The 25,390-nt window shown below is 46.3% G+C and carries 21 protein-coding genes; 13 read left to right on the top strand and 8 right to left on the bottom strand.

The features are described 5' to 3' along the window. The first annotated feature begins 32 nt into the window (after positions 1–32). Positions 33–1,298, top strand: a complete 1,266-nt coding sequence (locus BSQ33_RS18115; RefSeq protein WP_232472024.1) for an allantoate amidohydrolase — start codon at positions 33–35, stop codon at positions 1,296–1,298. A gap of 105 nt (positions 1,299–1,403) precedes the next feature. On the opposite strand, the gene BSQ33_RS18110 is transcribed toward BSQ33_RS18115, so the two are convergent. Then, positions 1,404–2,159, bottom strand: a complete 756-nt coding sequence (locus tag BSQ33_RS18110) for a DUF3307 domain-containing protein (protein WP_021019949.1) — start codon at positions 2,157–2,159, stop codon at positions 1,404–1,406. Then, entirely contained in the window at positions 2,152–2,829 is a 678-nt protein-coding gene (locus BSQ33_RS18105) for a hypothetical protein (protein WP_232472023.1), read from the bottom strand. The genes BSQ33_RS18110 and BSQ33_RS18105 overlap by 8 nt, the downstream gene beginning before the upstream one ends. Positions 2,830–3,121: 292 nt before the next feature. Here BSQ33_RS18105 and BSQ33_RS18100 point away from each other — a divergent pair, with 292 nt between their 5' ends. From BSQ33_RS18100 to zntB, 5 genes are all read left to right on the top strand, one after another. Next, entirely contained in the window at positions 3,122–3,526 is a 405-nt protein-coding gene (locus BSQ33_RS18100; protein ID WP_088134842.1) for a DUF6088 family protein, read from the top strand. Between the two features lie 3 nt (positions 3,527–3,529). After that, positions 3,530–4,474 carry a nucleotidyl transferase AbiEii/AbiGii toxin family protein gene (locus tag BSQ33_RS18095; RefSeq protein WP_088134841.1) on the top strand — a complete coding sequence of 315 codons (945 nt, stop codon included), beginning with the start codon at positions 3,530–3,532 and terminating at the stop codon, positions 4,472–4,474. Between the two features lie 157 nt (positions 4,475–4,631). Continuing rightward, positions 4,632–4,955 (top strand): DUF2834 domain-containing protein, encoded by a 324-nt coding sequence (locus tag BSQ33_RS22265; RefSeq protein WP_021019945.1) that lies wholly within the window; start codon positions 4,632–4,634, stop codon positions 4,953–4,955. Positions 4,956–5,187: 232 nt separating this feature from the next. After that, entirely contained in the window at positions 5,188–5,688 is a 501-nt protein-coding gene (locus BSQ33_RS18085) for a hypothetical protein (protein WP_157721430.1), read from the top strand. A gap of 96 nt (positions 5,689–5,784) precedes the next feature. Next, positions 5,785–6,759 carry a zinc transporter ZntB gene (gene zntB, locus BSQ33_RS18080; RefSeq protein ID WP_088134839.1) on the top strand — a complete coding sequence of 325 codons (975 nt, stop codon included), beginning with the start codon at positions 5,785–5,787 and terminating at the stop codon, positions 6,757–6,759. 144 nt (positions 6,760–6,903) lie between these two features. Here the strand turns inward: zntB and xylA are convergent, their stop codons facing one another. Beyond that, complete coding sequence (gene xylA / locus BSQ33_RS18075) at positions 6,904–8,223, bottom strand: xylose isomerase (protein ID WP_021019942.1); 1,320 nt, start codon at positions 8,221–8,223, stop codon at positions 6,904–6,906. Between the two features lie 337 nt (positions 8,224–8,560). On the opposite strand from xylA, the gene xylE reads away from it, so the two are divergent. Continuing rightward, entirely contained in the window at positions 8,561–9,964 is a 1,404-nt protein-coding gene (gene xylE / locus BSQ33_RS18070) for a D-xylose transporter XylE (RefSeq protein WP_021019941.1), read from the top strand. Positions 9,965–10,124: 160 nt separating this feature from the next. Here the strand turns inward: xylE and BSQ33_RS18065 are convergent, their stop codons facing one another. Further along, positions 10,125–11,384 carry a XylR family transcriptional regulator gene (locus tag BSQ33_RS18065; RefSeq protein WP_021019940.1) on the bottom strand — a complete coding sequence of 420 codons (1,260 nt, stop codon included), beginning with the start codon at positions 11,382–11,384 and terminating at the stop codon, positions 10,125–10,127. Between the two features lie 276 nt (positions 11,385–11,660). On the opposite strand from BSQ33_RS18065, the gene xylB reads away from it, so the two are divergent. Beyond that, positions 11,661–13,115, top strand: a complete 1,455-nt coding sequence (gene xylB / locus BSQ33_RS18060; protein ID WP_021019939.1) for a xylulokinase — start codon at positions 11,661–11,663, stop codon at positions 13,113–13,115. A gap of 243 nt (positions 13,116–13,358) precedes the next feature. On the opposite strand, the gene BSQ33_RS18055 is transcribed toward xylB, so the two are convergent. The 3 genes from BSQ33_RS18055 to BSQ33_RS18045 form a co-directional block, all read right to left on the bottom strand. Further along, positions 13,359–14,756 (bottom strand): peptide MFS transporter, encoded by a 1,398-nt coding sequence (locus BSQ33_RS18055; RefSeq protein ID WP_021019938.1) that lies wholly within the window; start codon positions 14,754–14,756, stop codon positions 13,359–13,361. A gap of 326 nt (positions 14,757–15,082) precedes the next feature. After that, entirely contained in the window at positions 15,083–16,273 is a 1,191-nt protein-coding gene (locus BSQ33_RS22055) for a cellulase family glycosylhydrolase (RefSeq protein WP_088135294.1), read from the bottom strand. Between the two features lie 434 nt (positions 16,274–16,707). After that, positions 16,708–17,154, bottom strand: coding sequence for a DUF1353 domain-containing protein (locus BSQ33_RS18045; RefSeq protein ID WP_074373047.1), 447 nt, complete (start codon positions 17,152–17,154; stop codon positions 16,708–16,710). A gap of 346 nt (positions 17,155–17,500) precedes the next feature. On the opposite strand from BSQ33_RS18045, the gene BSQ33_RS18040 reads away from it, so the two are divergent. From BSQ33_RS18040 to BSQ33_RS18025, 4 genes are all read left to right on the top strand, one after another. Next, on the top strand, positions 17,501–18,187 hold the full coding sequence (locus BSQ33_RS18040; protein ID WP_021019935.1) for a DUF4336 domain-containing protein: 687 nt from the start codon (positions 17,501–17,503) through the stop codon (positions 18,185–18,187). Positions 18,188–18,304: 117 nt separating this feature from the next. Beyond that, positions 18,305–18,706, top strand: coding sequence for a GFA family protein (locus BSQ33_RS18035; protein ID WP_088134838.1), 402 nt, complete (start codon positions 18,305–18,307; stop codon positions 18,704–18,706). Between the two features lie 156 nt (positions 18,707–18,862). Continuing rightward, positions 18,863–20,698, top strand: coding sequence for a CHASE domain-containing protein (locus tag BSQ33_RS18030; RefSeq protein ID WP_232472022.1), 1,836 nt, complete (start codon positions 18,863–18,865; stop codon positions 20,696–20,698). A gap of 160 nt (positions 20,699–20,858) precedes the next feature. Beyond that, positions 20,859–22,592 (top strand): putative bifunctional diguanylate cyclase/phosphodiesterase, encoded by a 1,734-nt coding sequence (locus BSQ33_RS18025; protein WP_088134837.1) that lies wholly within the window; start codon positions 20,859–20,861, stop codon positions 22,590–22,592. A gap of 23 nt (positions 22,593–22,615) precedes the next feature. On the opposite strand, the gene BSQ33_RS18020 is transcribed toward BSQ33_RS18025, so the two are convergent. Continuing rightward, a complete protein-coding gene (locus BSQ33_RS18020; protein ID WP_088134836.1) occupies positions 22,616–24,652 on the bottom strand; it encodes an NADPH-dependent 2,4-dienoyl-CoA reductase in 2,037 nt (678 codons plus the stop codon). A 5-nt stretch (positions 24,653–24,657) separates the two neighbouring features. On the opposite strand from BSQ33_RS18020, the gene BSQ33_RS18015 reads away from it, so the two are divergent. After that, positions 24,658–25,362, top strand: coding sequence for a TetR/AcrR family transcriptional regulator (locus BSQ33_RS18015; RefSeq protein WP_198298219.1), 705 nt, complete (start codon positions 24,658–24,660; stop codon positions 25,360–25,362). Positions 25,363–25,390: the final 28 nt, after the last annotated feature.

The following is a 25,390-nucleotide window of genomic DNA, read 5'->3' as shown; positions in this document are numbered from 1 at the left end:
GTCATCGTCAAAGCAAGGAAGAGTCATACAATATGAGTCAATCAGAAGGAGCGCGTATGCAGGCAGCACACCGGGCAACACAGGTGATGGAGAGAATTCAGACATTAGCCTCATTCAGCGCAATGCCAAATGGCATTCTACGGGCTTATCTGACTGAAGAGCACCGTCAAGCGCATCAACAATTGGCGCAGTGGATGACTCAGACGGGGTTGGAAACGTGGCAGGATGAAGTGGGCAATCAGTGGGGTCGAAAAGTCTCGGCACATCCCAGTATGCCGACGCTGATCATCGGTTCGCACAGTGATACCGTGGTCAATGCCGGTGGTTATGACGGCCCGCTGGGAATTCTGCTGGCGATTGAAGCGTTAGATGCTCTCAAGGACGTTGATTTACCGTTTCATGTCGATGTGGTGGCGTTTGCCGATGAAGAAGGGACTCGTTTTCAAACCACGTTGCTTGGTTCCAGCCCGGTTGCCGGGATGTGGAATCCGGCATTGTTAGATCGTCAGGATAAAGACGGGATCAGTATTGGCGAGGCGATGAGCCGGTTCGGACTTGATCCTGATAAGGTGGTTAACGCTGGCCGAAATCCTGAAGAGACGCTTGCTTATCTGGAAGTCCATATCGAACAGGGGCCACTGCTGGAAAGTCTTGATTTACCGGTTGGTGTCGTGACTGCGATTGCCGGGGCGAAACGGTTTCTCATCGATGTGTCTGGCGTTGCCGGTCATGCGGGGACGGTTCCTTTGCCGTTACGCCATGATGCATTATGTGGCACCGCTGAGATGATTGCCTGCATTGAAGCCTTTGCGACCGAGCATGAAATCGTCGCGACGGTGGGCAAGTGTGAGGTGCGTTCTGCTGCCGTTAATGTGATTCCCGGACAGGTGCAGTTTTCACTGGATATTCGGAGTCAGTCTCAACAAAAACTGGATCTCTGTACGCCACTGCTGATGGCACAATTGGCCGCCATTGCTGATAAGCGCAGCTTAACGATGACTCAGGAACAGATCTATCAGGCACAGGCTGTTCCATGTAGTGATCGGTTACAACAGGTCTGGGCAGATGTGGTCGAATCAGTAACCGGCAAAGATGTCTGTTACCTTGCCAGTGGTGCCGGTCATGATGCGATGGTGATGGCAAACCTTGCCGAGATGGGGATGTTGTTTGTCCGCTGTGAAAAAGGCATCAGCCATAATCCGCGAGAAAATGTAGAGACTCAGGATGTGGCGGTGGCGCTGGACTGCTTGATCAACATGATTTGCTCTCTTGCACCATCTTGTGCCGGTATTGATTAACCACAAGCTAAGATCCTTCTTCGCCCGGACCATGGAACACCGTCTGGGCATTTTTTTGCGTTGCGTTTGACGGGCTTGCTGTCAGCTTGTGGCTATCGTGAGAGATCACTTCATTTTGATATCAAGGCCGAGTGAGACCAACGTGCCGACAAGGGTGGCGATCACGACTGATAATAAAGAGCCAATCAAAACATATTCGGTGAGGCTGCGACTGTCTGATTTGTTCAGTTCACCGAATCTGAAAATTGATTTGGCAGTAAAGACAAAACCGACGGCAGCGTAGCTCCCGACCAGCGTAAACGTCAGGATCAGTATGCGCTCTAAATAACCGATCAACTCACCACCGGCGACAAGGCCATTCATCTGCGGATGATTATCTGTCACGGTCATGGAATACTTGTTTAAGATACTGCCAATCACCACCGATGTGGGTTTGAGGATCAGGACATACGCCAAGGCGACCAGCATGCCGTCGGAGAATTTGTCATACCCGAGTATTGCGTCAATTGTGATGTCTGTTGTCATATGCAAGGCGATCAGGGCAAACACCAGAACATGAAGGGTTTGCTCCACCATCATGTGTGTCAATCGATGTTGATGTCGCGAGGCTTGCCACAGGTCGATAACCCAGTGACTGAGCACAACGATTGCGATCAGACAAACCGTTGAGGGCCAACCCATCCCGAGCACGAGGGCCGGTACAGATAGTGCAATGCCCTGTAATAACGCATGAATGTACAGCTCAGGGGCACGATAGGTGGCTTTTTGCTTGGCTGCCCGCCACCGTCCGGGCTGAAGGTAAAAATCACCGATCAGATGAATCAGCAAAAACGCGATGAAAACCGTCAAAAAATCAGACATTTTGAAGCCCTGTCACTTGGTTGATGAATTGTTGATTGAGCGCACTGATGAGCGGCCAGCCCGATGCTTTTAGTGATTTACTGACGGTCGCGGTTGCGACGTCGAGCTGTGTCGCCAACTCACTGATCGATAAATCCTGAGTGGTTTTCAGCATCGGTAGCATCACTTCACACTGGCGTGCGGTTAGGTCAGTCAACTGTCGGTCGAGGTATTGAAAGAGTAAATCAAATTGCGTACTGAGTTCGGCACGATCAGAACTAAAAACCAGCCGGTGGTTTTTTAATGACTTGAGGCCACGCCCGGACAGGACAAATGCTTCTCCCATCGATTCCGAGACGGACTCTCGCAGCTCGGCATGCCTTGCGATGGCAAAGCTGATTCGGCTATCAAAGGCTTTGCCAAGCGCTTTAATTCCAAGCCGGTAAATCAGGGTATAGCGCAGCGTGTTGCCAATATCATGCACCACACTCTGAAATTCATCCCCCCGAATGATACTGTGTGCATTGGATGGGTTTTCGGTACTCATCCATGTCTGAATCTCTTTAATGCGTGCCAGTAGTCGCTCAAACTGATCTGCACTCAATCCGGTTGAGTTGATAATATCACCACTGATCACTGCAATCGTTTTATCGGTCGCCGCCACAGAAAACTCCTCTTTATTTCTCAGCATTAACTTAGCTCTTTATAGCTAATTATGCAAATTTAGCTTTTTATGGCTAATTTGAGGTGTTAAGCGATTTAAGGCTAAATTGAAGATGTGTTGAAATTGTCTGAGAATATTGATTAATGAGTAATGTCATGACCGGTTTCTGGAATAGGTCATTTTATTTTAATTTATACTTATGTTTATAAATCAATTAATTATAATTTAATTATGTAAATCAGTGCCGTATTTAAGTATGCATGTTTGCCGTATTTATTCCAGTTAAGGTATACTTGTTTTACCTAACGATGGAGGTCCTATGACGGCAGCAGATCGAATCAATCAAAAGTTGAAGCGTTCAAGACGGTATGTTTTTGAGCGCAAAGATTTTGAAGATATTGCCAGTTATGACCAGATCGGGCGTGCTCTTAATCAATTGATTAAACAAGGTGAGCTGATGAAAATCGGCTATGGCCTTTATACTAAGGCACGTATAAACAGGCTCACGGGCCGTTTAATGCCAACGAACCCAGGCGGCTCCGATGCGATTTTACGTGAAATACTAAAGATGAAAGGTGTCGACTTTGAAGTCGATAGCCTATCACAACAAAGTCTTGCAGGTAAAAGCACTCAGATACCCTCTTCAGTGCAATATTCTTGGAATCCTAAGCAGTTTAATCGCAAGCTGGTTGTTGGTAATCGCGTTCTAAACTCGCCCAGTTAAAAAATGAAAAAACTAAAAGAGCAATTTTTAGAGGTTTCCGATGCTTTAGCGCTCGGAAATCCTGCCATCATCGAAAAAGATTATTGGGTAGTGGCTTTACTTGCTGCGTTAGAACATCTCACTTTTGAAACGCATCAAATGGTGTTTTCCGGTGGAACTGCCTTAGCTAAATCCAACGTCAAAATCCTCAGAATGTCGGAAGATGTCGACATTAAATTGATCCCAACAGATGAGTTTAATTTATTAGGGCGTGATAAGAGAAAAGCCAAACGCAAAGAGCTTGTACAACAACTCGAAGACGCGTTAACTCATCAAGCCAGCCATTTTTCTATTGAGTATAGAAATGTTCGTGATGAATATCGCTATGTTGAATTTGAGCTCAAATACCCACAACAATTTAGTCAAGCACCTTGCTTACGTCCAATTATAAAGTTGGAATTGATGGAAACGATTCCTTTGCTTCAAGTTGAGCAGCGTGGCATTCAATCACTCGTTGCAGAACTGTATAAACAACCTCAAGAAGTAAACGATTTCGCTTGTATCTCCGTTCTGTCTACATTGGTCGAAAAAATCATTTCGATGTTGCGCCGTACTATGTTGGTCAAGCGATACCCCGATCGAAAAGATGATGCTACGCTCGTTCGTCATATCTACGATGTTTACTGCATTGAATTCAACCAAAAATTCGACTTTGATGCCCTTAAGTCTCTTTTTCAAACCGTATTAGTAGAAGATGTGAAACGGTTTGGCAATCAACATGCAGAGTTTGTCGCTGAGCCTATTCAAGAATTACGGCTAGGGATACAAGAGTTAGAAACTAACCCATTGTTTCGTGAACGATTTACAGACTTTGTAACGCCAATGGTATTTAATACCGATACACCAGACTTCGATACTTGCTTTGCCTCGTTTAAACGCATCGCCCAGTCACTCATGAATCATCATTAGAGCCACGGATTCTCCCCCCAGATTTTACGGACATGGTTTGACGGCAGCAGTCTATCGTGTCAGTTTTAACCGGAAGTACTATACCCAAATGACCTCAATTTGCGATATTTCTGTCGTTGGCTGATTGGGGGCATGTGTTTATCAGAGATATTATTGTATGAAAGTGAAATACCTTTATTTAATTTTGTGCGTTTTCGGTACGTTATTGCCTTTCACTCAATTGATACCTTGGGTTACGGAGCATGGGATTGATATATCGTTATTCATTCAAGAACTATTCTCTACAAGAATCGGGGGCTTTTTCGGTTGGGATGTCATTATTTCAGCCGTCGTTTTGCTCGTTTTCATCTTCACTGAAAGCAAGCGTATCCATATGCGATATCTCTGGCTGCCTGTGGTCGCGACATTGAGCATTGGAGTGTCACTTGGATTGCCGTTATTTCTTTACCTGAGACAAATCCACATGGATAGCAAGACGTAACAGTCCATTCAATTCGCTTCCCGTTATTTATATTCGCGGACTGGCGTGTACTTCAGCATTGATTGTCCATGCGTAGCCGCAATTGACACATATTCAGCGAATTGATCCCTTTAGAACTCAAAGACGGGCACCTGTATGGTCAAGGTGGCAATGATGAGCTTTACCTATATGAGTCGGACTGTGTATTCGCTTATTGATATCCGTATCATTTTCGAACTAACCAGTGCTCTGAATGTCTGTAAAGGGAGATATAGACCGCGAAAAGAAGCAGGAGCCTGAAAGTATGCGAGGGTTGAGCACGATTATTCTAATTGCTGTCGGGTGTTTGATCGGATATTTCACACCACAGTCGTTTGGCAAGAAACACCACCGCACCAATATGCAGGTGGTCTCGGAGAAAATTGCACCGGGGGTGGTGCTGACGGGTTACCGGGAGCCAGAAGAAAGCGAAAAAAGCGCCACAAAGAGTCCTCAAGGTTATCATTATCTTTATTACTTGCACGCACCTGATGAAGCGTTGAGCGATCCCTTCCTGATTACCGATACTCCGGAATTCCACATGCGTCAGTTAAGCCCTCATCATTTGACTATCCGCTTAACCGGACATGTTTTCCACTATCAAAGCTTGTCACAAGTCGAATGGCATGATCATCTGACGACGATTGTGGTTGATTTGACGGCTCACAATCCCGCTGCTTCGTCATCATTATTGATGTCGTCAGTCAAGAAATGATTGAGTCATTGAGGGGACATGTAACCAATTCAGTTCCTTTATGTTTATCTGTAAAAATCTGCTAATTTAAACAAGGTAAGGATTCTCGGAGGCAGCATGAGTCAAAGTGCGTTTATAGCAGCTTTATTATTTGATGGGCAAGGTGGTGCGGTTGAGCTGGATCAGGAACAGGTCAATGCCTGGCAACCTGAACAGGGCACATTATGGGTACATATCGATTATGCCAATGAACAGGGCTGTCATTGGTTGGCGCATCAAAGTGGTGTCGGCGAATTGGTCGCGGATGCCTTACTGAGTCATGACACGCGTCCGCGGGTGAGTCACGTCAATGAACAATCATTGATCTTTTTACGTGGTGTGAATCTGAGTGAGGGTGCGAGCCCTGAAGATATGGTCTCGGTGAGGATTGTCATTGATGCGCAGCGGATTATTTCTACCCGGCGGCGGAAATTGCTATCGGTCAGTGATTTAATTGAATCTCTTCATCGGGGAGAAGGACCCGTCAACCCTTCTGATTTTCTGGTGAGATTGTGCCATTATCTGACATTGCGGATTGATGCCGTGGCCGCCACGTTTGAAGACCGGATCGCGCAGATTGAAGAGCTTGTGCTTGAGGCAGAAGATCCTGCCGGACAACGCAAAGCGTTGATGGAAATCCGGCGTCAGACGATTCATTTACGGCGTTATCTGGCTCCGCAGCGTGAAGCGATGTTGAAAATGATGGCTGAGCGCAAAGCGTGGTTACTGGCAGATGATCGGCTCTATTTACAAGAGAGCACGGATCGGTTGATGCGTTCTGTTGAAGAACTGGATGCGGTGCGTGAGCGTGCGGTGGTGACTCAGGAAGAGTTGGTCAGTCAGGTGAATGATCAGATAAACCAGCGGATGTATGTCATGTCGCTGATTGCAGCATTGTTTTTACCGCTTGGATTTTTGACCGGGCTGCTGGGCGTGAATATTGGCGGGATCCCGGGGACGGATAATCCCAGTGCCTTTCTCTGGTTCTCTGCCATGCTGGTTGTGGTGATGTTCATTATTTTAGGGTTCTTCAAGCTCAAACGTTGGTTTTAGTGCTGAGTCAATGACATCATCATAAAACAGCTCAGCACAAGATGTGCTGAGCTGTTTTGATAAGAGCGACGGTTTGATATCGGATACCGTCTGGGGGTGAGGAGCGTCGGTTAATCCGGTAAGCTCATTCTTTCAATGAGCGTATTACCGATAAATAAACCGATTGACCAGATTTTCCAGATATTCTTGCTGGCCGGATACTTTCTGTGGTGCGATATCATTGTCTACAGCGAACTGTGCCAGTGATGCTAATGAATGTTCACCTGACAGAATTTGACGACCCAGTGATTGACTCCAATCCGCATAACGTTGTGCGATATGTTTGGAGAGCAGATCATTTTCGATCATGTTTGCTGCCCGTTCGAGAGCTAATGCCATGATGTCCATACCACCGATGTGACCGTAGAACATATCTTCTGCGTCAATGGATGGACGGCGGAGTTTGGCATCAAAGTTCAGCCCGCCGGTTGTGAAGCCACCTGTTTTGAGAATTTCGTACATGATCAGCGTGTTCTCTTCCACACTGTTCGGGAATTGGTCGGTATCCCAGCCAAGCTGCGCATCGCCGCGGTTGGTATCAATCGAACCAAAAATACCCAGTGCTGTTGCTGTCGCGACTTCATGATGGAAGCTGTGTCCGGCCAGTGTGGCATGGTTCGCTTCGATGTTCACTTTCACTTCATCTTCTAGCCCGAACTGTTTTAAGAAGCCATAAACTGTTGCACAGTCGTAATCGTACTGGTGTTTGGTTGGTTCTTGTGGTTTCGGTTCGATCAGGATAGTGCCTTTAAAGCCGATTTTGTGTTTGTGTTCGACAACCATTTGCATCAAGCGGCCAAGTTGTTTGCGTTCTTGACGCAAATCGGTATTCAGCAAGGTTTCATAGCCTTCGCGACCGCCCCATAACACATAGTTTTCACCACCGAGTTTTTGAGTTGCACTCATGGCATGAAAAATCTGAGTGGCAGCAAAAGCAAATACTTTTGGATCCGGATTGGTGGCCGCGCCAGCCATATAACGTGGATGAGAGAACGCATTGGCGGTTCCCCATAACAGTTTGACGCCAGTGTCCTGTTGTTTTTGTCCTAAGATATCAACCATTTCTGCGAAATTATTGACGTATTCTTTGATGGAGTTGCCTTCAGGGGCAACATCGGCATCGTGGAAGCAGTAGTAAGGCACTCCGAGCTTGGTAAAGAATTCAAATGCAAGGTCTGCTTTTAAGCGAGCCAGCTCCATTGCACTACCACCGTGATGCCATGGTCGGTCAAACGTTGCTGCACCAAATACATCCGCACCCGGCCAGACGAAGTTGTGCCAGTAGCAGGCTGAGAAACGTAAATGGTCTTTCATTGATTTGCCAAGAATCATCCGGTCCGCATCATAATGATGGAATGCTAAGGGATTCTCTGATTCTGTCCCTTCAAATTGAATGGGTTCAATGTGTTTGAAAAATTCAGTCATGATGGTTTTCCTGTATTAGTGGATAAATGCAGAGCGAATAAACTCAATTTCAATTTCTATTCATCATGAAGGGATTGTTGAGTTGACGGCAATTGTGATTTTTCTTATCGCTATTATTCATTTTTTTAAATTTGAACTGTGTTGTTTTTTTAAAATATTGGCTTATCTATATGATCACATAAATAAAAAATCATAACTCCGTTGAATTATTCCATAATATGCAAACCTGAATCGTTTGACTTTATATATAGCCAGACAACGCCAAGATGAGGCGAAATCTGCATCTTGAGATTGTGAGATAGAAAGACTCCCTACAAATATAAAAGAGGTCATTCAGATGAAAACAGGTACAAATGTTATTCACCTAACGCTGGTTGTAGCGTTAGGTGGGTTGTTATTTGGTTACGATACCGCGGTCATTTCCGGCGCGGTCGAAGCACTGCAAAATTATTTTCAACTTACCGCAACCGAGTTGGGGTTTGCTGCATCCTCTGCTTTAATCGGCTGTGTTCTTGGCGCTGCATTGTCCGGTTATATCAGTAACCGTCACGGACGGCGGGGGGCATTGATTATTGCTGCGTTACTCTTTCTGATTTCCGCGATCGGTTCCGCAGTGCCACAGCACTATTGGACCTTTGTGATTTATCGGATTATCGGGGGTGTTGGTGTGGGAGTTGCGTCGATGGTTTCTCCGATGTACATCGCAGAAGTCGCACCACCTGCACGTCGCGGTGGATTGGTTGCCTGGAACCAGTTTGCCATTATTTTCGGTATGTTGGTGGTGTACTTCGTCAACTATGGCATTGCCCTGCTGGGCAGCGATAACTGGCTCAATGATGTGGGCTGGCGGTATATGTTTGCTTCTGAAGTGATTCCTGCAACCCTGTTCTTTGGCCTGTTGTTTACCGTACCGGAAACACCGCGCTGGCTGGCACTGAAAGGGCGTGATAATGAAGCACATAGTCTGCTGAAGGCCATTAATCCACAGCAAGATGTTGAGCCGCAATGGAAAGAAATTAAGCAGTCATTAGTGAAGGTTCAGCGGCCGGGGATTATCGCTGCGGGATATCTGAGCGTGTTACTGATCGGTATTATGCTGAGTGTATTACAACAGGTCACAGGGATTAATGTATTTCTCTACTATGCGCCTGCGATTCTGAAAAGTTTCAGTGATTCCACGACGGATATCGCCTTACTGCAAACCATTCTGGTGGGAGCGGTCAATTTAAGTTTTACCGTGTTGGCTATTTTCACCGTGGATAAATTCGGACGTCGTCCGCTGATGATGATTGGTGCCGGTTTGATGGCGGTCAGTATGTTAGCGATTGGCACCGCTGCTTATCTCGATGCAATTGGTAGTTATCTGTTAGTGTTTATGTTGATGTATATTGCCGCGTTTGCATTGTCACTGGGGCCGGTGACGTGGGTTCTGTTGTCTGAAATCTTCCCCAACAGTGTTCGTTCCAGAGCATTATCTATTGCTGTGCTTGCGCAATGGTTCGCCAACTTCGTGGTGTCTCAGTCCTTCCCGATGATGAATGAAAAAGAGAGTTTTATCTTCCAGCAATTCCATGGTGGTTTTCCATTCTGGCTGTATGGGATTATGGGGATATTTACCGTTTACTTTATTTATCGCTGGGTTCCGGAAACCAAAGGCAAGTCGTTGGAACAACTGGAAGCTCTCTGGCAGCGTGATTCAGAGCAAACGGGTAATCGCATGAAAACGGCTAAATTATCTTGAGCAGTGAGGATCACTTCGTGCCATCCGATGAAGTTGATGGCTGATTCACATAAAAGAATGATTTGATGGTGATGATTATCGTTCTGTGCAGTTGCCCACCGAGTCTCGGTGGGCCTGCCTATTTAATTAACTGCTTTAATCAACTACGAAATCGCTTTGGTTATAGCACATCACGATGACGCCATCTGTCGTGATGCTGTTCGCGAAATTCTTTCGGTGTACATTGCTGATGTTTTTTAAACACGCTGTACATATATTGCAGTGAAGGATAGCCACATAATTCAGCAATTTCGGCGACCGGTAATGATGTGGTTGCCAGCAGATGGCGTGCTTGCCTTAGCTTAGAATTGTGGATTTCCTGATGAATGGAATGCCCGCATTCTTCTTTAAAACGGATTTCCATGTTGGAACGAGAAATACCGACATAATCGAGAACCTGTTCGACTTTAATTCCTTTGCAGGCGTGATGCCGGATAAAATGCATCGCCTGAATCACATAGGGATCTTTCAGCGCTTGATAGTCGGTACTCTGCCGAGCGTGGACTTGTGTCGGAGGAACCAGCCGACGCGTTTGTCTGAGCGCCTCTAACTGCTCAGTCTCTTCGGGGGCGGTGGTCAGCAGGCGGTGCAGTAGTTTGGCAGCCTGATAGCCCATCTCTTTACATCCTTGTTCGACCGAAGATAACGACACACGGCTCAGATAGCGGGTCAGCTCTTCATTATCAATCCCAATAACGGAAATTTTGTCCGGCACCATCAACTTCAAATGATCGCAAACCTGAAGCAGGTGGCGAGCCCGGGCATCGGTAACCGCAACAATGCCGACCGGCGTTGGTAGCTGCTGCAACCAGTCCGCGAGACGATTCATATCGTACTGCCATGTTTGCGGGCTTACTTCATTGCCTCGATACACTGAACCTGAGTATCCCTCCCGTCGTAAGAGTTGAATAAAGGCCTGTTCTCGTTCATGAGACCAGCGTCGCCATGATTCTTCCGGCATCCCGTAGAACGCGAAATTTTCAATCCCTTTGCTTTTGAGGTGTTGAAATGCCAGCTCAATCAATGCCTGATTATCGGTGGCAACATAAGGGACATCCGGATAATCGGATGGATGTTCATAAGAGCCACCAATTGCGACAACAGGGATCGTCGTATCTTTGAGCAGTTCCCGAATCTGGGGGTTGTCGAAATCAGCTATCACCCCGTCGCCTTTCCAAGTATGGAAATTCTCCAGATGCGTGGTGAATTCTTCTTCCAGATAAATATCCCAGTTACATTGCGACGCCTGTAAATATTCGCCGATGCCTTCGATTACCTCCCGGTCATACACTTTATTGGCATTAAATAATAGTGTAATTCGATAACGGTGGTCGATGAACTGACGATATAAGTTGTGAGGGTAAGGTTTCAGATCTGTCATGGATGGGTTTTTATTCATAAATGATATTAATTATATTTTGTCCATAATTTTTAAGTCTAACAGGCAAGTCCGGTGTTAAATGTGATCCTTCACTCAGTCGTTAAATCCATGAAGCTATCTATGAAAAATCGTAATTGTTTCGTGAACTGAGAGACTTATGATAATGATTCGATAAATAAAATCATCACGAAGCGTAAATATATCCGGATGGCCCCATTACACTGTGTATTTCCTGAGGTTATCCGAGTCTATTGAGTGAAAATGAAAGGGTAGCTTATGTATGTTGGAATCGATTTAGGGACATCCGGCGTTAAGGTCATTGTACTTGCAGAAAATGGTGATGTGGTGGCGAGCGAGGTGGCACCACTTGAGATATCCCGTCCATTTCCGCTGTGGTCAGAACAAGATCCGCAGCATTGGTGGCAAGCCATGTGTCAAGCCATTCAGGCGTTGGGAAAACAGACGGATCTGAGCGCGGTGAAAGCCATCGGCTTGTCGGGACAGATGCATGGTGCGGTGTTGCTCGATCAGCAAGGGCAGGTTTTGCGCCCTGCGATTTTGTGGAATGACGGTCGTTGTCAGGCGCAATGCGCTGAACTGGAGCGGCGCGTCCCTGATAGTCGTCAGATTACGGGAAATATGATGATGCCGGGCTTTACTGCCCCGAAACTCCTTTGGGTGGCAGAACATGAACCGGAAATTTTTGCTCAGACAGACAAAGTCCTGCTGCCGAAAGACTACTTGCGCTATCGGATGACAGGGGTGTATGCCTCGGATATGTCCGATGCCGCCGGAACCATGTGGTTAGATGTAGCCCAGCGAGACTGGAGTGATGAACTGCTTGATGCAACCGGGCTGGCGCGATGTCAGATGCCGGATCTGTATGAAGGAAATGCGATCACCGGCACTTTGAATTCTGAACTGGCCAAAGCATGGGGCATGCCTGAAGTACCAGTCATTGCTGGTGGTGGCGACAATGCTGCTGGCGCTGTCGGGGTCGGGATTATCGAACCGGGTCAGGCGATGCTCTCTTTGGGAACTTCCGGTGTATATTTCGCCGTCAGTGATGGTTTCCTTGCGAATCCTGATTCTGCATTACACAGCTTTTGTCATGCATTACCCGGGACTTGGCATACCATGTCGGTTATTTTGAGTGCGGCATCTTGTTTGTCTTGGGTATGTGAGTTGACCGGATTTAGCGATGTCAGCGAGATGTTGAGTGAGACAGAACGTCATGCGAATCCTGATTCTGGGGTGGTGTTCCTGCCTTATTTATCGGGAGAACGGACACCGCATAATGACCCGTATGCAAAAGGCGTATTCTTCGGTATGACTCATTCGACATCGAAGTACGAATTGGCTCAGGCGGTATTGGAAGGGGTCGGGTTTGCATTTGCCGATGGATTTGATGCATTACATCAGACGGGGTTATTGCCGGAAGAGGTGGTTTTGATTGGTGGTGGCGCCCGCAGCCAATACTGGCGTCAGATGTTGGCGGATATTGTCCGGTTGCCGCTGGCATATCGTCAGGGCGGGGATGTCGGCCCGGCACTCGGCGCGGCACGACTGGCGATGTTAGCGGTCAGGCCCGAAATGACCGCCCGGGATATTTGTGCATCACCGGTATTAATCGAAAAGCATATGCCGGATGAAGAGCAAACGGCACATTACCAACACAAGAGAGCGGTTTATCAACAGTTATATCGCCAATTGAAACCACTGTTTGTGTAAGCGGGAGAGATTTTATCTCGGTGGTATCTTCGGTGATTTCCTGATGTTTGAGAAAGTAACCAATCCCAACGGGGTGTCATAAAATAGATAAGGAGCCATATGGCTCCTTATTTTGATCTCGCTGAAACGTATGCGGTTTAACTGGGTCTCAGCTCAATTGTATGTTCAATACACATTTGCATCTCAATACTTACTGTACGATCAAGATAACTGTACGATCAAGATAACTGTATGACCAAGATATTAAGCGGTTTGAGTCACACTGTCGGCTTCTTGAGGTTTTTGGTTCAGATGAGTTGCTTGCTCTGCACCATGCATCCACATAACCAATTGATTAGAGAATAGGAGCAGGATGAGGCCGGAGACGGTTGCAGTGACGGCAATGCCACCGAAAATCGCTAAGGGGCCGAAGTCGCCAACATGGGCACCGATCAACCCGGCAATGTAGTTGGCAATCGCATTAAATCCGAACCAGACGCCCATCATCAGTGAAGCAAGGCGGAGCGGTGCCAGTTTGGTGGTCATCGATAAGCCAATCGGTGACAGGCACAATTCCCCGACAGTATGGAAGAAAAACGCACCAACCAGCCAGAACATCGAGGTTTTCACACTCAGGTCGCCACCTTGCTCTAAAACGGCACCAATCATGCACAAGAAACCGATCGCCAGAAAGAATAGTCCAAATGCAAATTTGACGGGTGAATTGGGTTCTCGACGGCCAAGTTTGACCCATAGCGCAGCAATCAGCGGTGCACAGACAATGATGAAAAATGGATTCAGAGACTGGAACCAGGCTGCGGGCACTTCAAAGCTGCCGATCATCCGATCGGTATACTGTTGGGTGTAGAGGTTCATCAAACCACCGGCTTGTTCAAATCCGGCCCAGAAGACAATCACGAATAATCCCATGATGATAATGACCTTCATGCGGTCAATTTCTTCTTTGGTTAACGGTTCTTTCTTCGTGGATTTTTTCTGTTGTAAATCTCGCGCAGCAGCCGGTTTGAGACCAATATCTCCCAGCCAGCGTTGGGCAAACAGGATTTGGATCACGAAGCTGATGAGCATCCCGATACCTGCTGCAACGAAGCCTGCTTTCCAGCCATAGCTGTTGGTTGCGATACCGGAAATAATTCCTGCGAGTAGTGCACCGATATTAATCCCCATATAAAAGATGGTGAATGCGCCGTCGCGACGATGGTCACCTTCTGTGTACAGATCGCCAACCATGGTTGAAATATTAGGTTTAAACAGACCATTCCCGATGATCAGTAGCGCTAGGCCAAGGTAGAAACTATGTGCTGCATCAAGACCGAATAATTGATGCGGTAATGCCAGTGTAAACTGACCAATTGCCATCAGCGCGCCACCAGCAAGAATTGAGCGACGTTGACCGAAATAGTTATCGGCCAGCCAGCCACCGATGAGGGGGGTAATATAGACAAGCCCGGTATAAATGCCATAAAGATCTAATGCCTCTTTGGCTGACCAGCCCATGCCACCGTTTAGTGTTGTATCTGTGAGGTATAAAACCAGAATTGCTCGCATTGCGTAGTAGGAGAATCGTTCCCACAGTTCCGTGCCAAACAATAGGAACAGGCCACGAGGATGGCCTAAGAATTGGTGATTGTTGTGATTCATATTTGCTTTGTTTAGATTATTTATTAGGGTTTTATTTTACTTTAATGTTACATATTGGGTAAATGGTTTGGTTTTTAACATTTATGCAATACATTATAAAACTGTATTTTTAAGTTTTTGAAATTCAAACACTTTATGATTTTGGCTACAAAGTGAGAAAATCGAGGTGAACTAAGTTTTCATTTATGAAACAATTGTTTGCATGGTTGGTACAGAAAAATTAGTGAATATTAAAAATTTGTGATGGTGATTGATATAAAGATAGAAAAAAGCCAGCACGGAATGCTGGCAAGGTCCCACAAAATGAGGATTTCAGGACATATCGGTTAATCTGTACACAGACCCGTTAAGCGCCAAGAGTCATCACTCCCGGGTGTTGACTTTGTATACCAGTTGGCTTGATAGAGTTTATTCTGGTACACCATGTAGTCACCGCTCTCGCTATGGTCATAATTTCCGCCTTCCCATGACTTACGTGTCCAGTTCGGATAAACATTCACTCCCGTACAATTTTGGGGGGTGCGATTGTCGAGTTGATATGGCCAGTTCTCGATGATCGATTTTACTTTCTTACCGGATGGGGTCAGTGTCATGGTATCCGGATAGTAGGTGGATGCGCCTTCATCCTTATCGTTTAACGCCCAGTTCGCATTACTGAGGTCATGCTCTTTCATGAAGTTCACCCAGATGTCAGTTTCTGCTTCATTGACATTGCCATCACCGTTGGCATTGATGGTTCCCCATTCGGTGACGAATAGTGCAATCCCATTGTTCATCGCTGTGAGTGCTTTATCTCTGAGAAATTGACCGTGTGTTCCGGCATAAAAGTGCAGTGTATAGGCGATATTTGTGCCATTGATCGGGTTCCAGGATGCGGTATCGACGTCTTGTGACCAGCTTGGCGTGCCGACAACGATTAAGTTATCCGGATCAAATTCACGGATTGCAGCAATCACAGTTTCTGCATAGGGTTTGATAACGTTATCCCAAGAGATTTGTAGGGGCTCATTGTAGATCTCATAAATGACATTGGGGCTGTCACCATATTTCTGAGCCATTTCCCGGAAGAAGCTGACGGCTTCAGCAACATTATCTTCCGCATGGTGAGAATGCCAATCGATAATGACATACATATCGTTAGCGATGGCTGCATCTACGACGGTAACGACTTTGGCCTTATTGCCTGCGGGATCATCAAGATAGCCGCCATCTTCCTGAATACCCATTGAGGCTCTGACGATACTGGCATTCCAGTCTTCCCGGAGCATCTTGACAATATCTGCACGATAGAATTTTTCACCGCCCCACTCATTATTACTCCAGAACAGACTATTTCCTGAGAAGCTTTTGATGCTATCACCGGCATAGATTTTATTGCCGGATACGGATAACGGTTCAACAGCATATGCTTGCTGGGTTAATCCAATCAATAAGCATCCCAGACAGGAAAGCAATAATTTTTTGGCAGAGGAACCACTTTTCCTCATGGATGGACGTTGTATTGGTAAATATGACATCAGTTCACCTCTAATTAAACATGACGTACCACTCATGATAAGTGGAATGACTCATGATAATTGTATTGTTAGCTGGAATTATGTTTGACAAGTATTGCCCTTAATAAATTGGCAACTGTTTTAAATATAGGCGGAAATAGCAATCAGGGGATATAAACTATAATAGTTGTGACAGTACGCTAGATAGTCGATTCCTATATTTTTATTTATATTATTAATAAAGCAGTTTTAAATTTATTGAAACGATATCTGTGATCTGGATTTGAATAATCAGTATAAAAATGTATGGAAAATCATGAGATAAAATATTGTGTACTGTATGTATCGGACATTCCGTCCGAGAACACAGGACGGAATGATGGCATTATTCAACCACGCTTTTATATTATACAGAATAAAAGATGATGAGATGCTTGCTTTGTTTTATCCGTAAATTACAGACCATACTTTGATGGTTGGCGATTATCATTCTGAATCATGGTTTTCAGATCAGATAAATATTGCAAATCATCATCATTATTTTCCCAGTAGAAATGGCCGAATGCTTCAACGGCTTCGCGCATTAAAATCGCTTTGACTTTGCTGACACCGGATTCGCGCAGTAGCTCATAGAACAGTTGGTCTGCATCTGAGCGACTTAACAAGTGCGTGTAATAAAGCCAGTCGTGGATAACCGCAGCTTTCATGAAACGCGGGTTAAATGGCGTACCGATAATGCTGTAGGCAGCACTCGGAATACTCGCACCATCATACTGAAAGAACTTCGGTACCCAGATTGCAGTACCTTGATTCACGATGCCAAAATCTTCAGCGACTTCGTAGGCTTCATCCAGCTTGCTGTTGTGAGTTTCAGTCACCGGAAATATATATAAATTGCTCATATTTGAGTCTCCATATTGAAACGAATTGCTTGAAACGTATTACTTGAAACGTATAGCTAGGTTGTTGTGTTCGTCCGGACGGCTGAGGCACATGAACCGCAGCAGGGATAGACTATGTGCTTCGATGACTATTGAATAGGGGGGCTTGCGAACAGTTTTGCGAACAAATATAAGATTTACAGTAAGTTATATACAGAACTTGAAGCAAACGTCGGAGAAAATGTGGGGAAGTTGCAAGGAGTTATGCTGTCTGTGAATTTTATGTTTTTTGTTGCATACTAACCATCGAGCAACAACAACCCGTCATGCAATAACAACCAGATGAAAAACCACAACGGAGAACATCATGAGAGCGATTGGCGAAAATATTTGGATATTTGATGGTAAAGCGGTCCCGTTTTTGACCTTGCCTTACTCGACCCGGATGACGATCGTTCGGCTTGCTGATCAATCGTTATGGGTCCACAGCCCGATTGAATTAAATCCTGATCTGAAAGCGTCCGTCGATACTTTAGGGGCGGTCAAGTATTTGATTGCTCCCAACCAACTTCATCATCTGTTCATTTCCCAATGGCAAGACGCCTATCCAGAGGCGCTCACCTATGGAACGGAAGGGGTGCGTCATAAACGTCAGGACTTAACATTCAACGCAATGTTGTCTGCACAGGCTGACTATCTCTGGGGTGATGAACTGGATGATGTGTTATTTACCGGCTCTCGGGTCATGGAGGAATGTGTCTTTTTTCACCGGCCGAGTGAGACGCTCATCGTGACGGACCTGATTGAGAATTTCTCCCCGAAGGCATTCAATATCTTTCAGCGTTTGCTGGCTAAGCTGACCGGGATTTTAGCCCCAACAGGGAAGATGCCGCTGGATTGGCGATTAAGTTTCATGACCGGAAAAGCAACCGCCCGGGCCCATTTGAAAAAAATCCTGAGTTGGCATCCAAAGACGATTGTCATGGCACATGGTGTTATTGTGACTGAAGATGCTGAAAAATTCTTACGCCGCTCGTTTCGTTGGCTATTGTAAATGAGGCGAAATGTCGAAGTACTCTCGGCTCAGTGTCGGGTGAGCCGCGGGTCAATACTTCGATGAATCATTGCATTGATCCATCCCGTGAATTTTAGAAAATTGTCAGGAGAAAAGATGAATCATTTTCAAGGCTCGTGTCTTTGCGACAGTGTCCGGTATGAACTGTCAGGTGAATTACAGAAATTTTTCCTGTGTCACTGTCAACGATGTCGTAAAGATACAGGGTCGGCTCATGCGGCAAATTTGTTTGTGAAGCCGGTCTCGTTTAAGTGGCTGAGTGGCGCTGATATGGTGAAAACATATCATCATCCGGACAGCCGTCATGTGAAAAGCTTCTGTCAAAACTGTGGCTCTGCCGTGCCGACGGTGATTGATAGTATGATGGTTCTGCTCCCCGCTGGCAGCCTCAATTCTGAACTCCCCCATAAGCCTGACGCGAATATTTTTATCGACAGTCAGGCGAGTTGGTCAAAAAATTCAGGCGACCTGCCAAGTTTTGCCCAACTTCCTGAGTAAGTCTGTGAGTCTAATGTATTCTTGATGTGACTTAGATTCTTATTGAATGAGCACCCACTTAAAATAATCCTCATTAGACGATTGAACGAATATTGAGGTTTCACACTCCTTCAACTAACTTAAAAATATCGCTTCGATGTTAGGGATAGGATATTGATGTCATCTCAACCAAAAGACATGGAATATCACGTGAGTGGCGTCTCCTCTGGATTACATTGGTATCATTGGGTCGTGATTTCACTGTCTCTGTTATTAACTTTTGGGGCTTATTATATAACCGAACGTCAGACCGATCTTAAAATCGCCAATCAATTTGAGTTCCAGTCACAGCAAATTGTCGAGTTGGTTCAAGAGCGCATGATTCGTTACGAAGAGGCGTTATGGGCGGGTGTTTCTGCATTGAAAATGTTTCCGCGTGATGCTGCGCGGGCAGATTGGCGAACGTTTTCAACCAGCTTACAGATTGATCAGCGTTTCCCGGGCATTAACGGGATTGGCGTGATTCATTATGTTCCCCCGGAAAAGCTGTCGAACTACCTGTCATGGCAAAGATCATCTCTGGATGATTATGCGATTCACCCTGAGCATGCTGAATCAGAATATTGGCCAATTACCTATATTGAACCGCAAGCGGAAAATCGCAGAGCGGTTGGTTTAGATATGGCACACGAAATCAATCGATATACCGCAGCGAAAAAAGCACGTGATACACATTTGGCGAATATTACCGGTCCGATTACTTTAGTTCAGGATGACCAGAAAACGCCGGGATTTTTATTTTACGCGCCATGGTATTCATCGAGCAGAGTTTCTGAGCGGTATGGTGAAACGCATGGTGATTTTAAGGGGTTGGTATATGCGCCTTTCATCATGTTCAAATTGATGGATGGCACGTTAAAAAACGTCAACCGTCTGGTCAATTTCAGTATCTATGACGGAGACACGTTACTGTACACCGAGCTGGATTCAAATTCCAAAAACTTCGATCCTTCCCCATTATTCCAGCGAGAGATTACACTGGAACTCTACGGGCGTGTATGGCGTTTTAATCTGCAATCGACAGAGCTATTTCGAGCGCAACAAAATCATGCCCAGCCTTTCATTATTTTGTTCGGTGGCTTGATGATTGATGCGTTGCTCTTTGCTATTTTCTTTATCCTCGCCCGATCAAATCGCAATGCGATTGAGTTCGCGCACAAAGTCACCGCTAATTTGAAATCACGTACAGCAGAGCTGGAACAGATCAGCCAACGTCTCCAGCAAAAAAATCGAGATCTGGAAGAGGCAAACAGCGAATTAGATCAATTTGCATTTGTTGCATCACATGACTTAAAAGCACCGCTGAGAGGGATCAATCAGTTAGCGCAATGGATTGAAGAAGACAGTGAAGGGGCGCTGACCGAAACAACTTATGCGCATCTCAGCTTAATGAAAAGCCGGATCTCCCGCCTTGAGCGTTTATTAAATGATTTACTGGCCTATTCTCGTGTCGGCAGAAATGAAGAGTTGCCCGGTTCTGTAAACATTGGGTCTTTGATTGATGATGTCTTTCATTTACTGAATCACGACAATCGTTTTTCGTTAACGATTGAAGCACCGGATGAAGATGTGATAACGATTGCCACACCGTTGGAACAGATTATCAGAAACTTGATCGGCAATGCGATGAAACATCATGACCAGAAGACGGGGAATATCGCCATCACGGTTTCCCAGTCTCCCCAATCTCTTCACTTTAAAGTCAGCGATGACGGGCCGGGGATCCCGACTGAACATCAGGAAAAAGTCTTTGAACTGTTCCATACTTTAAGACCACGAGATCAGGTCGAAGGCAGTGGGTTGGGATTATCGATCATTAAAAAAATATTAGAGCGTTACCACTGCACATATCAAATTCAGTCAGATGGTCAACGTGGGCTCACTTTTTCATTTTCTTGGCCGATTGGTATGCAACCACAGAATACAGAAGATGAGAAGAGAGACGAAGCATAAACCCGTTTTAAGGTGTGAAAAAGAAATCGCACAGGCTTATCAAAACGATGTTGCCGGATATATTGACCAGTCGTCGGTCATCAAGATTTCAAACGTGTATTAGGATGTCTTGATCACGACTGACGATGGATTGAAATCCAGCATGAAAGGCAGGCGTTCTATGGATATTTTGATTATTGATGACGATGCGGTTGACCGGATGTCAGCCCTCAGAACTTTACGTAAATCAGAACTGGTTTTGAATCGAGTTGATCAGTCTGACACTGCTGCCGAGGGCATTCGTCTGGCTGCTGAGCACAGCTATGACGTGATTTTACTCGATTACCAGATTCCGCCTTCAAACGGTATTGAAATATTGCGTGAAATTCGCGGCGGAAATGATTATTCCACCGCGATAGTGATGCTCAGCCATAGTAATGATGAAAGACTGGCGTTAGCGTGTGTCGAAGCGGGTGCGCAAGATTTTATCATGAAAAGTGAAGTGACGTCGTCACGTTTAAAGCGTGCCATTTTGATTTCACAAGAACGCCATGCGCTGGAGCAAGAGATTCGTTCCAGTCATGATCAACTGCGGTATATTGCGGAGCGCGATAGCTTGACAGGGTTACGCAATCGGTATTTTTTTGATGAAGCACTTCGTGATGCGGTGACCAAGAATTCTCGCAGTGGTGAACAGCTGGTTTTATTATTATTAGATTTAGATAACTTCAAAAAAGTCAACGATGTGCTCGGACATCAGGCCGGAGATAGTCTCCTTCAAGAAATTGCCCGGCGCTTGGAGCAACCAATCCGAAAAAGTGACAAGCTGTGCCGTTTAGGCGGCGATGAATTTGCGATTCTTTTTTACGACCTGCCGCAGCTTGAGCATGTCCGGTTACTGGTTGAGCGTATTTTTAAATCGTTAGAAAAACCGATGATTATTCAGGAACAAACCGTCGAAGTCACCGTAAGTATTGGCGTTGCAAGTTACCCATTATGTGCGACAGATGCGACAGGGTTGATGAAATGTGCTGATGTTGCGATGTATCGTGCCAAAGAGCTCGGGCGCAATCGTGTTCAATATTATTCTGTTGATTTTCATGAAAAAATGGTGTCGCGGATGCAGTTGGAATTTGACTTAAAGCAAGCGGTCAAAGACGATCAATTGACGCTGTTTTTTCAGCCACAAGTGGATACGCATTCCGAGCGGCTGGTTGGTGTTGAAGCCCTGATTCGTTGGCAGCATCACTCTTTGGGCATGATACCACCCGATGAATTCATTCCGATTGCAGAGGAGTCGGACTTGATTATTGATATTGGTCGCTGGGTGATTGAAGAGGCTTGCCGTCAGTTCAGTCAATGGGTTGAGACCGCTCAGGGGCCCCATATCAGCTTTTCTATCGCGGTTAATCTTTCTGCACGCCAGTTAAAGGATCATGCGTTGTCGGAATTCCTGCAACGCTGTCTGGCACAATACAATATCCCCGCTGATCTCGTTGAGTTGGAGTTAACGGAAAGTCATTTAGAAAATAGCCTCAGCGCAATTGAAATGCTGAATAACTTGTCTCAAACGGGGGTGCGCCTCTCTTTGGACGATTTTGGTACCGGCTATTCATCGCTATCGCACCTGAGTCAGTTCCCGTTCAGTATCTTGAAAATTGATAAATCTTTTGTGCAAAATGCCGATGACAAGCAACAACGAACCTTGCTCAAAGCTATCTGTGCATTTGCTCATTCACTGGGCTACGAAACGGTGGCAGAAGGGATTGAAACCGAAGAACAAAAACAATTTTGCCAGGCACTGAATGTGAATCGACTCCAAGGTTATTTATTCTCGCAGCCGCTCTCTGCCGAGTCGTTTGAAAATAACTGGCTTCAGGGCATGATTGAAACCGTCCCCCGAACAAGGGATTGATGTCGGCTATTTTTATCGTTGCCCTATATCTGCATCGCTGTGATGGTACCCTGATGAATGGCCCGTTTAGCATCGAGCTCGGCAGCGATATCGGCCCCACCGATTAAGTGATAGGGTTTATTCAGCCCCTCAGTCAGGGTTCGCAAAGGTTCTTGCCCGGCACACATGATCACCTGATCCACACCGAGACATTGCTCTTCATCGTTGACGCGTAGCCACAGGCCATCATCATCGATCCGCAAATACTCACAGCCTGATATCATTTGAACCCCTCTGTTGTATAAACTGGTGCGGTGAATCCAGCCGGTCGTTTTACCTAACTCAGCACCAACTTTGGTTGTTTTACGCTGGAGTAGATAAATCTGGCGGGGGGATTTGGGGTGCGCGGGTTGTACGCCTTCGATGCCACTGCGAGCCTTGAGCGTCATATCGATCCCCCATTGCTGCATAAATGCCTGAGGTGTGGTCAATGCGCTTTGATCGGCTGCATGAGACAGATATTCCGCCACATCAAACCCAATCCCTCCTGCACCGATAATCGCGACTCGTTGACCGACAGGATGCTGTTCCCGTAAGACATCGAGGTAACTGAGCACTTTCGTGTGATCAATCCCTTCTATCGCGGGCGTGCGGGGGAAGACGCCCGTTGCAATGATGACTTCATCGACATCTGACTGATTCAATTGCTCGACATCAACGTGCGTGTTGAGCTGAATATCGACCTGCAATAATGCAAGTTGACGGGCAAAATAGCGCAGTGTCTCGTGAAACTCGGATTTCCCCGGAATTTGTTTGGCAATATTAAATTGACCGCCAATTTCAGACGCTGCATCAAACAAGGTAACTTGATGACCGCGCCGGGCTGCTGTGACCGCTGCGGCGAGCCCGGCCGGACCGGCACCAACGACTGCGATTTGTTTTGGCTGTGCTGTGGGGCTGACCACTAATTCGGTTTCATGACAAGCGAATGGATTGACCAGACAACTGGCTATCTTGCCGACAAAGACGTGATCGAGACAGGCTTGATTACAGCCGATACAGGTATTGATTTCATCACTGCGCCCGTGCTGGGCTTTGTAAACAAAATCAGGATCGGCCAGAAAAGGACGAGCCATGGAAACCATATCGGCATCACCACGGGCTAAGACGCTTTCAGCCATTTCCGGGGTGTTAATACGGTTGGTGGTAATCACCGGAATCTGCAAGGCCTGACGAAAATGTTTCGTTACCCACGTAAACGCCCCCCGGGGGACACAGGTTGCAATGGTCGGAATTCTGGCTTCATGCCAGCCAATGCCGGTATTGATTAGCGTTGCTCCGGCAGCTTCAATGGCTTGACCCAGCTCGGTGACTTCTGCGGCACTGGAGCCACCTTCAACCAGATCCAACATCGAAAGACGATAGATGAGAATGAAATGTTGACCGACGGCGGCTCTGACGCGTCGCACGACCTCTAACGGAAAGCGAATGCGATGGGAATAGCTGCCTCCCCATTGATCATCACGTTGGTTCGTGCGTGTCGCAATAAACTGATTGAGCAGATAGCCTTCCGAGCCCATGATTTCGACACCATCATAACCCGCCTGTTGTGCGTTAAGTGCCGTTTGTACAAAGTCATCGAGCTGTTTTTCAATACCGGATTCATCGAGGGCATTGGGTTTGAAGCGGTTAATCGGTGCCTGAATGGCCGACGGAGCCACCAGCGCCGGGTTATAGGCATATCGTCCGGTATGCAGAATTTGCAGGCAGATTTTGCCCCCTTCGGCATGAACGGCTTGGGTGACGACTCGATGGGCCTGAATTTGTGCTGCCGTGGTGAGCCCCGGGCTATTCGGGTGCGTTGCACCTTCGGGATTCGGGCCGATGCCCCCGGTTACGATCAAACCAACCCCGCCTCTGGCGCGTTCAGCATAATAAGCGGCAAGCCGTTTTTCGCCATGAGGGATGTCTTCCAATCCGGTATGCATCGATCCCATCAACACTCGGTTTTTCAGGGTCGTAAATCCTAAATCCAGAGGCTGGAACAGATGTGGATAGTGTGGATGAGCAGATGCTGGCATAAATCATGTCCCTCGATTGTTATCTTGACAGTGTCAATATTGTCGATGATTTTGACACTGTCAAGATTCATGCTAATTTACAGAGTATGAAATCAAGAAAATTGAACTACCATCATGGTGATCTGCGGCGAAGCCTATTACAGTCAGCGGCTCTGATGCTCAAAGAAACCGGAATTGAAGGGCTGTCATTACGCAAACTGGCGGACCACGTTGGGGTATCACGAACCGCGTTATATCACCATTTTCAGGACAAAAATGAATTACTCTGCGCGTTGGCTGAGCAGGGGTTTCATCATTGGTATCAGCGCACCCGTCAATTAGTCGAAAGTGCAACGGATGATCATCACGAGACGTTTCGCCAGTTCTTCTATCACTATATTCATGATGCGACCACAACACCGGAAACATATGAACTGATGTTTGGCCGGGCTATCTGGAAGCAAGCACAAGCCACCCCCGCATTAAAAGAAATTGCCTATCTCTGTTTTCAGTATCAGGTTGATATTACTGCCCGCTGGCAGCAAGAGGGCCTTTTCCCTCAGGAAGAAACAACCGTACGGCTCGCACAAGTTATTTGGAGCACCATGCATGGCTTAGCACGACTGGTCATCGATGGCGTGTATGCCGATAGTCAGCATGTTGATGATATGTGTGATTGTGCGATTCGAATGCTGGTCATCCCAAAAGCAAATGCGTGTGGAGAGGAATAAAATCGGAGAGAAAAACATGTTGGGTATT

It is taken from the genome of Vibrio gazogenes (assembly GCF_002196515.1).
Taxonomy (GTDB): Bacteria; Pseudomonadota; Gammaproteobacteria; order Enterobacterales; family Vibrionaceae; genus Vibrio; species Vibrio gazogenes_A.
Note: the sequence above shows the minus strand (reverse complement) of the source record. Positions and strands in the feature narration are given on the sequence as shown.

Coding starts and splice junctions, on each gene's coding strand:
- BSQ33_RS18115 (WP_232472024.1), top strand. CDS start 33: ATGAGTCAATCAGAAGGAGCGCGTATGCAGGCAGCACACCGGGCAACA.
- BSQ33_RS18110 (WP_021019949.1), bottom strand. CDS start 2,159: ATGTCTGATTTTTTGACGGTTTTCATCGCGTTTTTGCTGATTCATCTG.
- BSQ33_RS18105 (WP_232472023.1), bottom strand. CDS start 2,829: ATGCTGAGAAATAAAGAGGAGTTTTCTGTGGCGGCGACCGATAAAACG.
- BSQ33_RS18100 (WP_088134842.1), top strand. CDS start 3,122: ATGACGGCAGCAGATCGAATCAATCAAAAGTTGAAGCGTTCAAGACGG.
- BSQ33_RS18095 (WP_088134841.1), top strand. CDS start 3,530: ATGAAAAAACTAAAAGAGCAATTTTTAGAGGTTTCCGATGCTTTAGCG.
- BSQ33_RS22265 (WP_021019945.1), top strand. CDS start 4,632: ATGAAAGTGAAATACCTTTATTTAATTTTGTGCGTTTTCGGTACGTTA.
- BSQ33_RS18085 (WP_157721430.1), top strand. CDS start 5,188: ATGTCTGTAAAGGGAGATATAGACCGCGAAAAGAAGCAGGAGCCTGAA.
- zntB (WP_088134839.1), top strand. CDS start 5,785: ATGAGTCAAAGTGCGTTTATAGCAGCTTTATTATTTGATGGGCAAGGT.
- xylA (WP_021019942.1), bottom strand. CDS start 8,223: ATGACTGAATTTTTCAAACACATTGAACCCATTCAATTTGAAGGGACA.
- xylE (WP_021019941.1), top strand. CDS start 8,561: ATGAAAACAGGTACAAATGTTATTCACCTAACGCTGGTTGTAGCGTTA.
- BSQ33_RS18065 (WP_021019940.1), bottom strand. CDS start 11,384: ATGACAGATCTGAAACCTTACCCTCACAACTTATATCGTCAGTTCATC.
- xylB (WP_021019939.1), top strand. CDS start 11,661: ATGTATGTTGGAATCGATTTAGGGACATCCGGCGTTAAGGTCATTGTA.
- BSQ33_RS18055 (WP_021019938.1), bottom strand. CDS start 14,756: ATGAATCACAACAATCACCAATTCTTAGGCCATCCTCGTGGCCTGTTC.
- BSQ33_RS22055 (WP_088135294.1), bottom strand. CDS start 16,273: ATGTCATATTTACCAATACAACGTCCATCCATGAGGAAAAGTGGTTCC.
- BSQ33_RS18045 (WP_074373047.1), bottom strand. CDS start 17,154: ATGAGCAATTTATATATATTTCCGGTGACTGAAACTCACAACAGCAAG.
- BSQ33_RS18040 (WP_021019935.1), top strand. CDS start 17,501: ATGAGAGCGATTGGCGAAAATATTTGGATATTTGATGGTAAAGCGGTC.
- BSQ33_RS18035 (WP_088134838.1), top strand. CDS start 18,305: ATGAATCATTTTCAAGGCTCGTGTCTTTGCGACAGTGTCCGGTATGAA.
- BSQ33_RS18030 (WP_232472022.1), top strand. CDS start 18,863: ATGTCATCTCAACCAAAAGACATGGAATATCACGTGAGTGGCGTCTCC.
- BSQ33_RS18025 (WP_088134837.1), top strand. CDS start 20,859: ATGGATATTTTGATTATTGATGACGATGCGGTTGACCGGATGTCAGCC.
- BSQ33_RS18020 (WP_088134836.1), bottom strand. CDS start 24,652: ATGCCAGCATCTGCTCATCCACACTATCCACATCTGTTCCAGCCTCTG.
- BSQ33_RS18015 (WP_198298219.1), top strand. CDS start 24,658: ATGTCCCTCGATTGTTATCTTGACAGTGTCAATATTGTCGATGATTTT.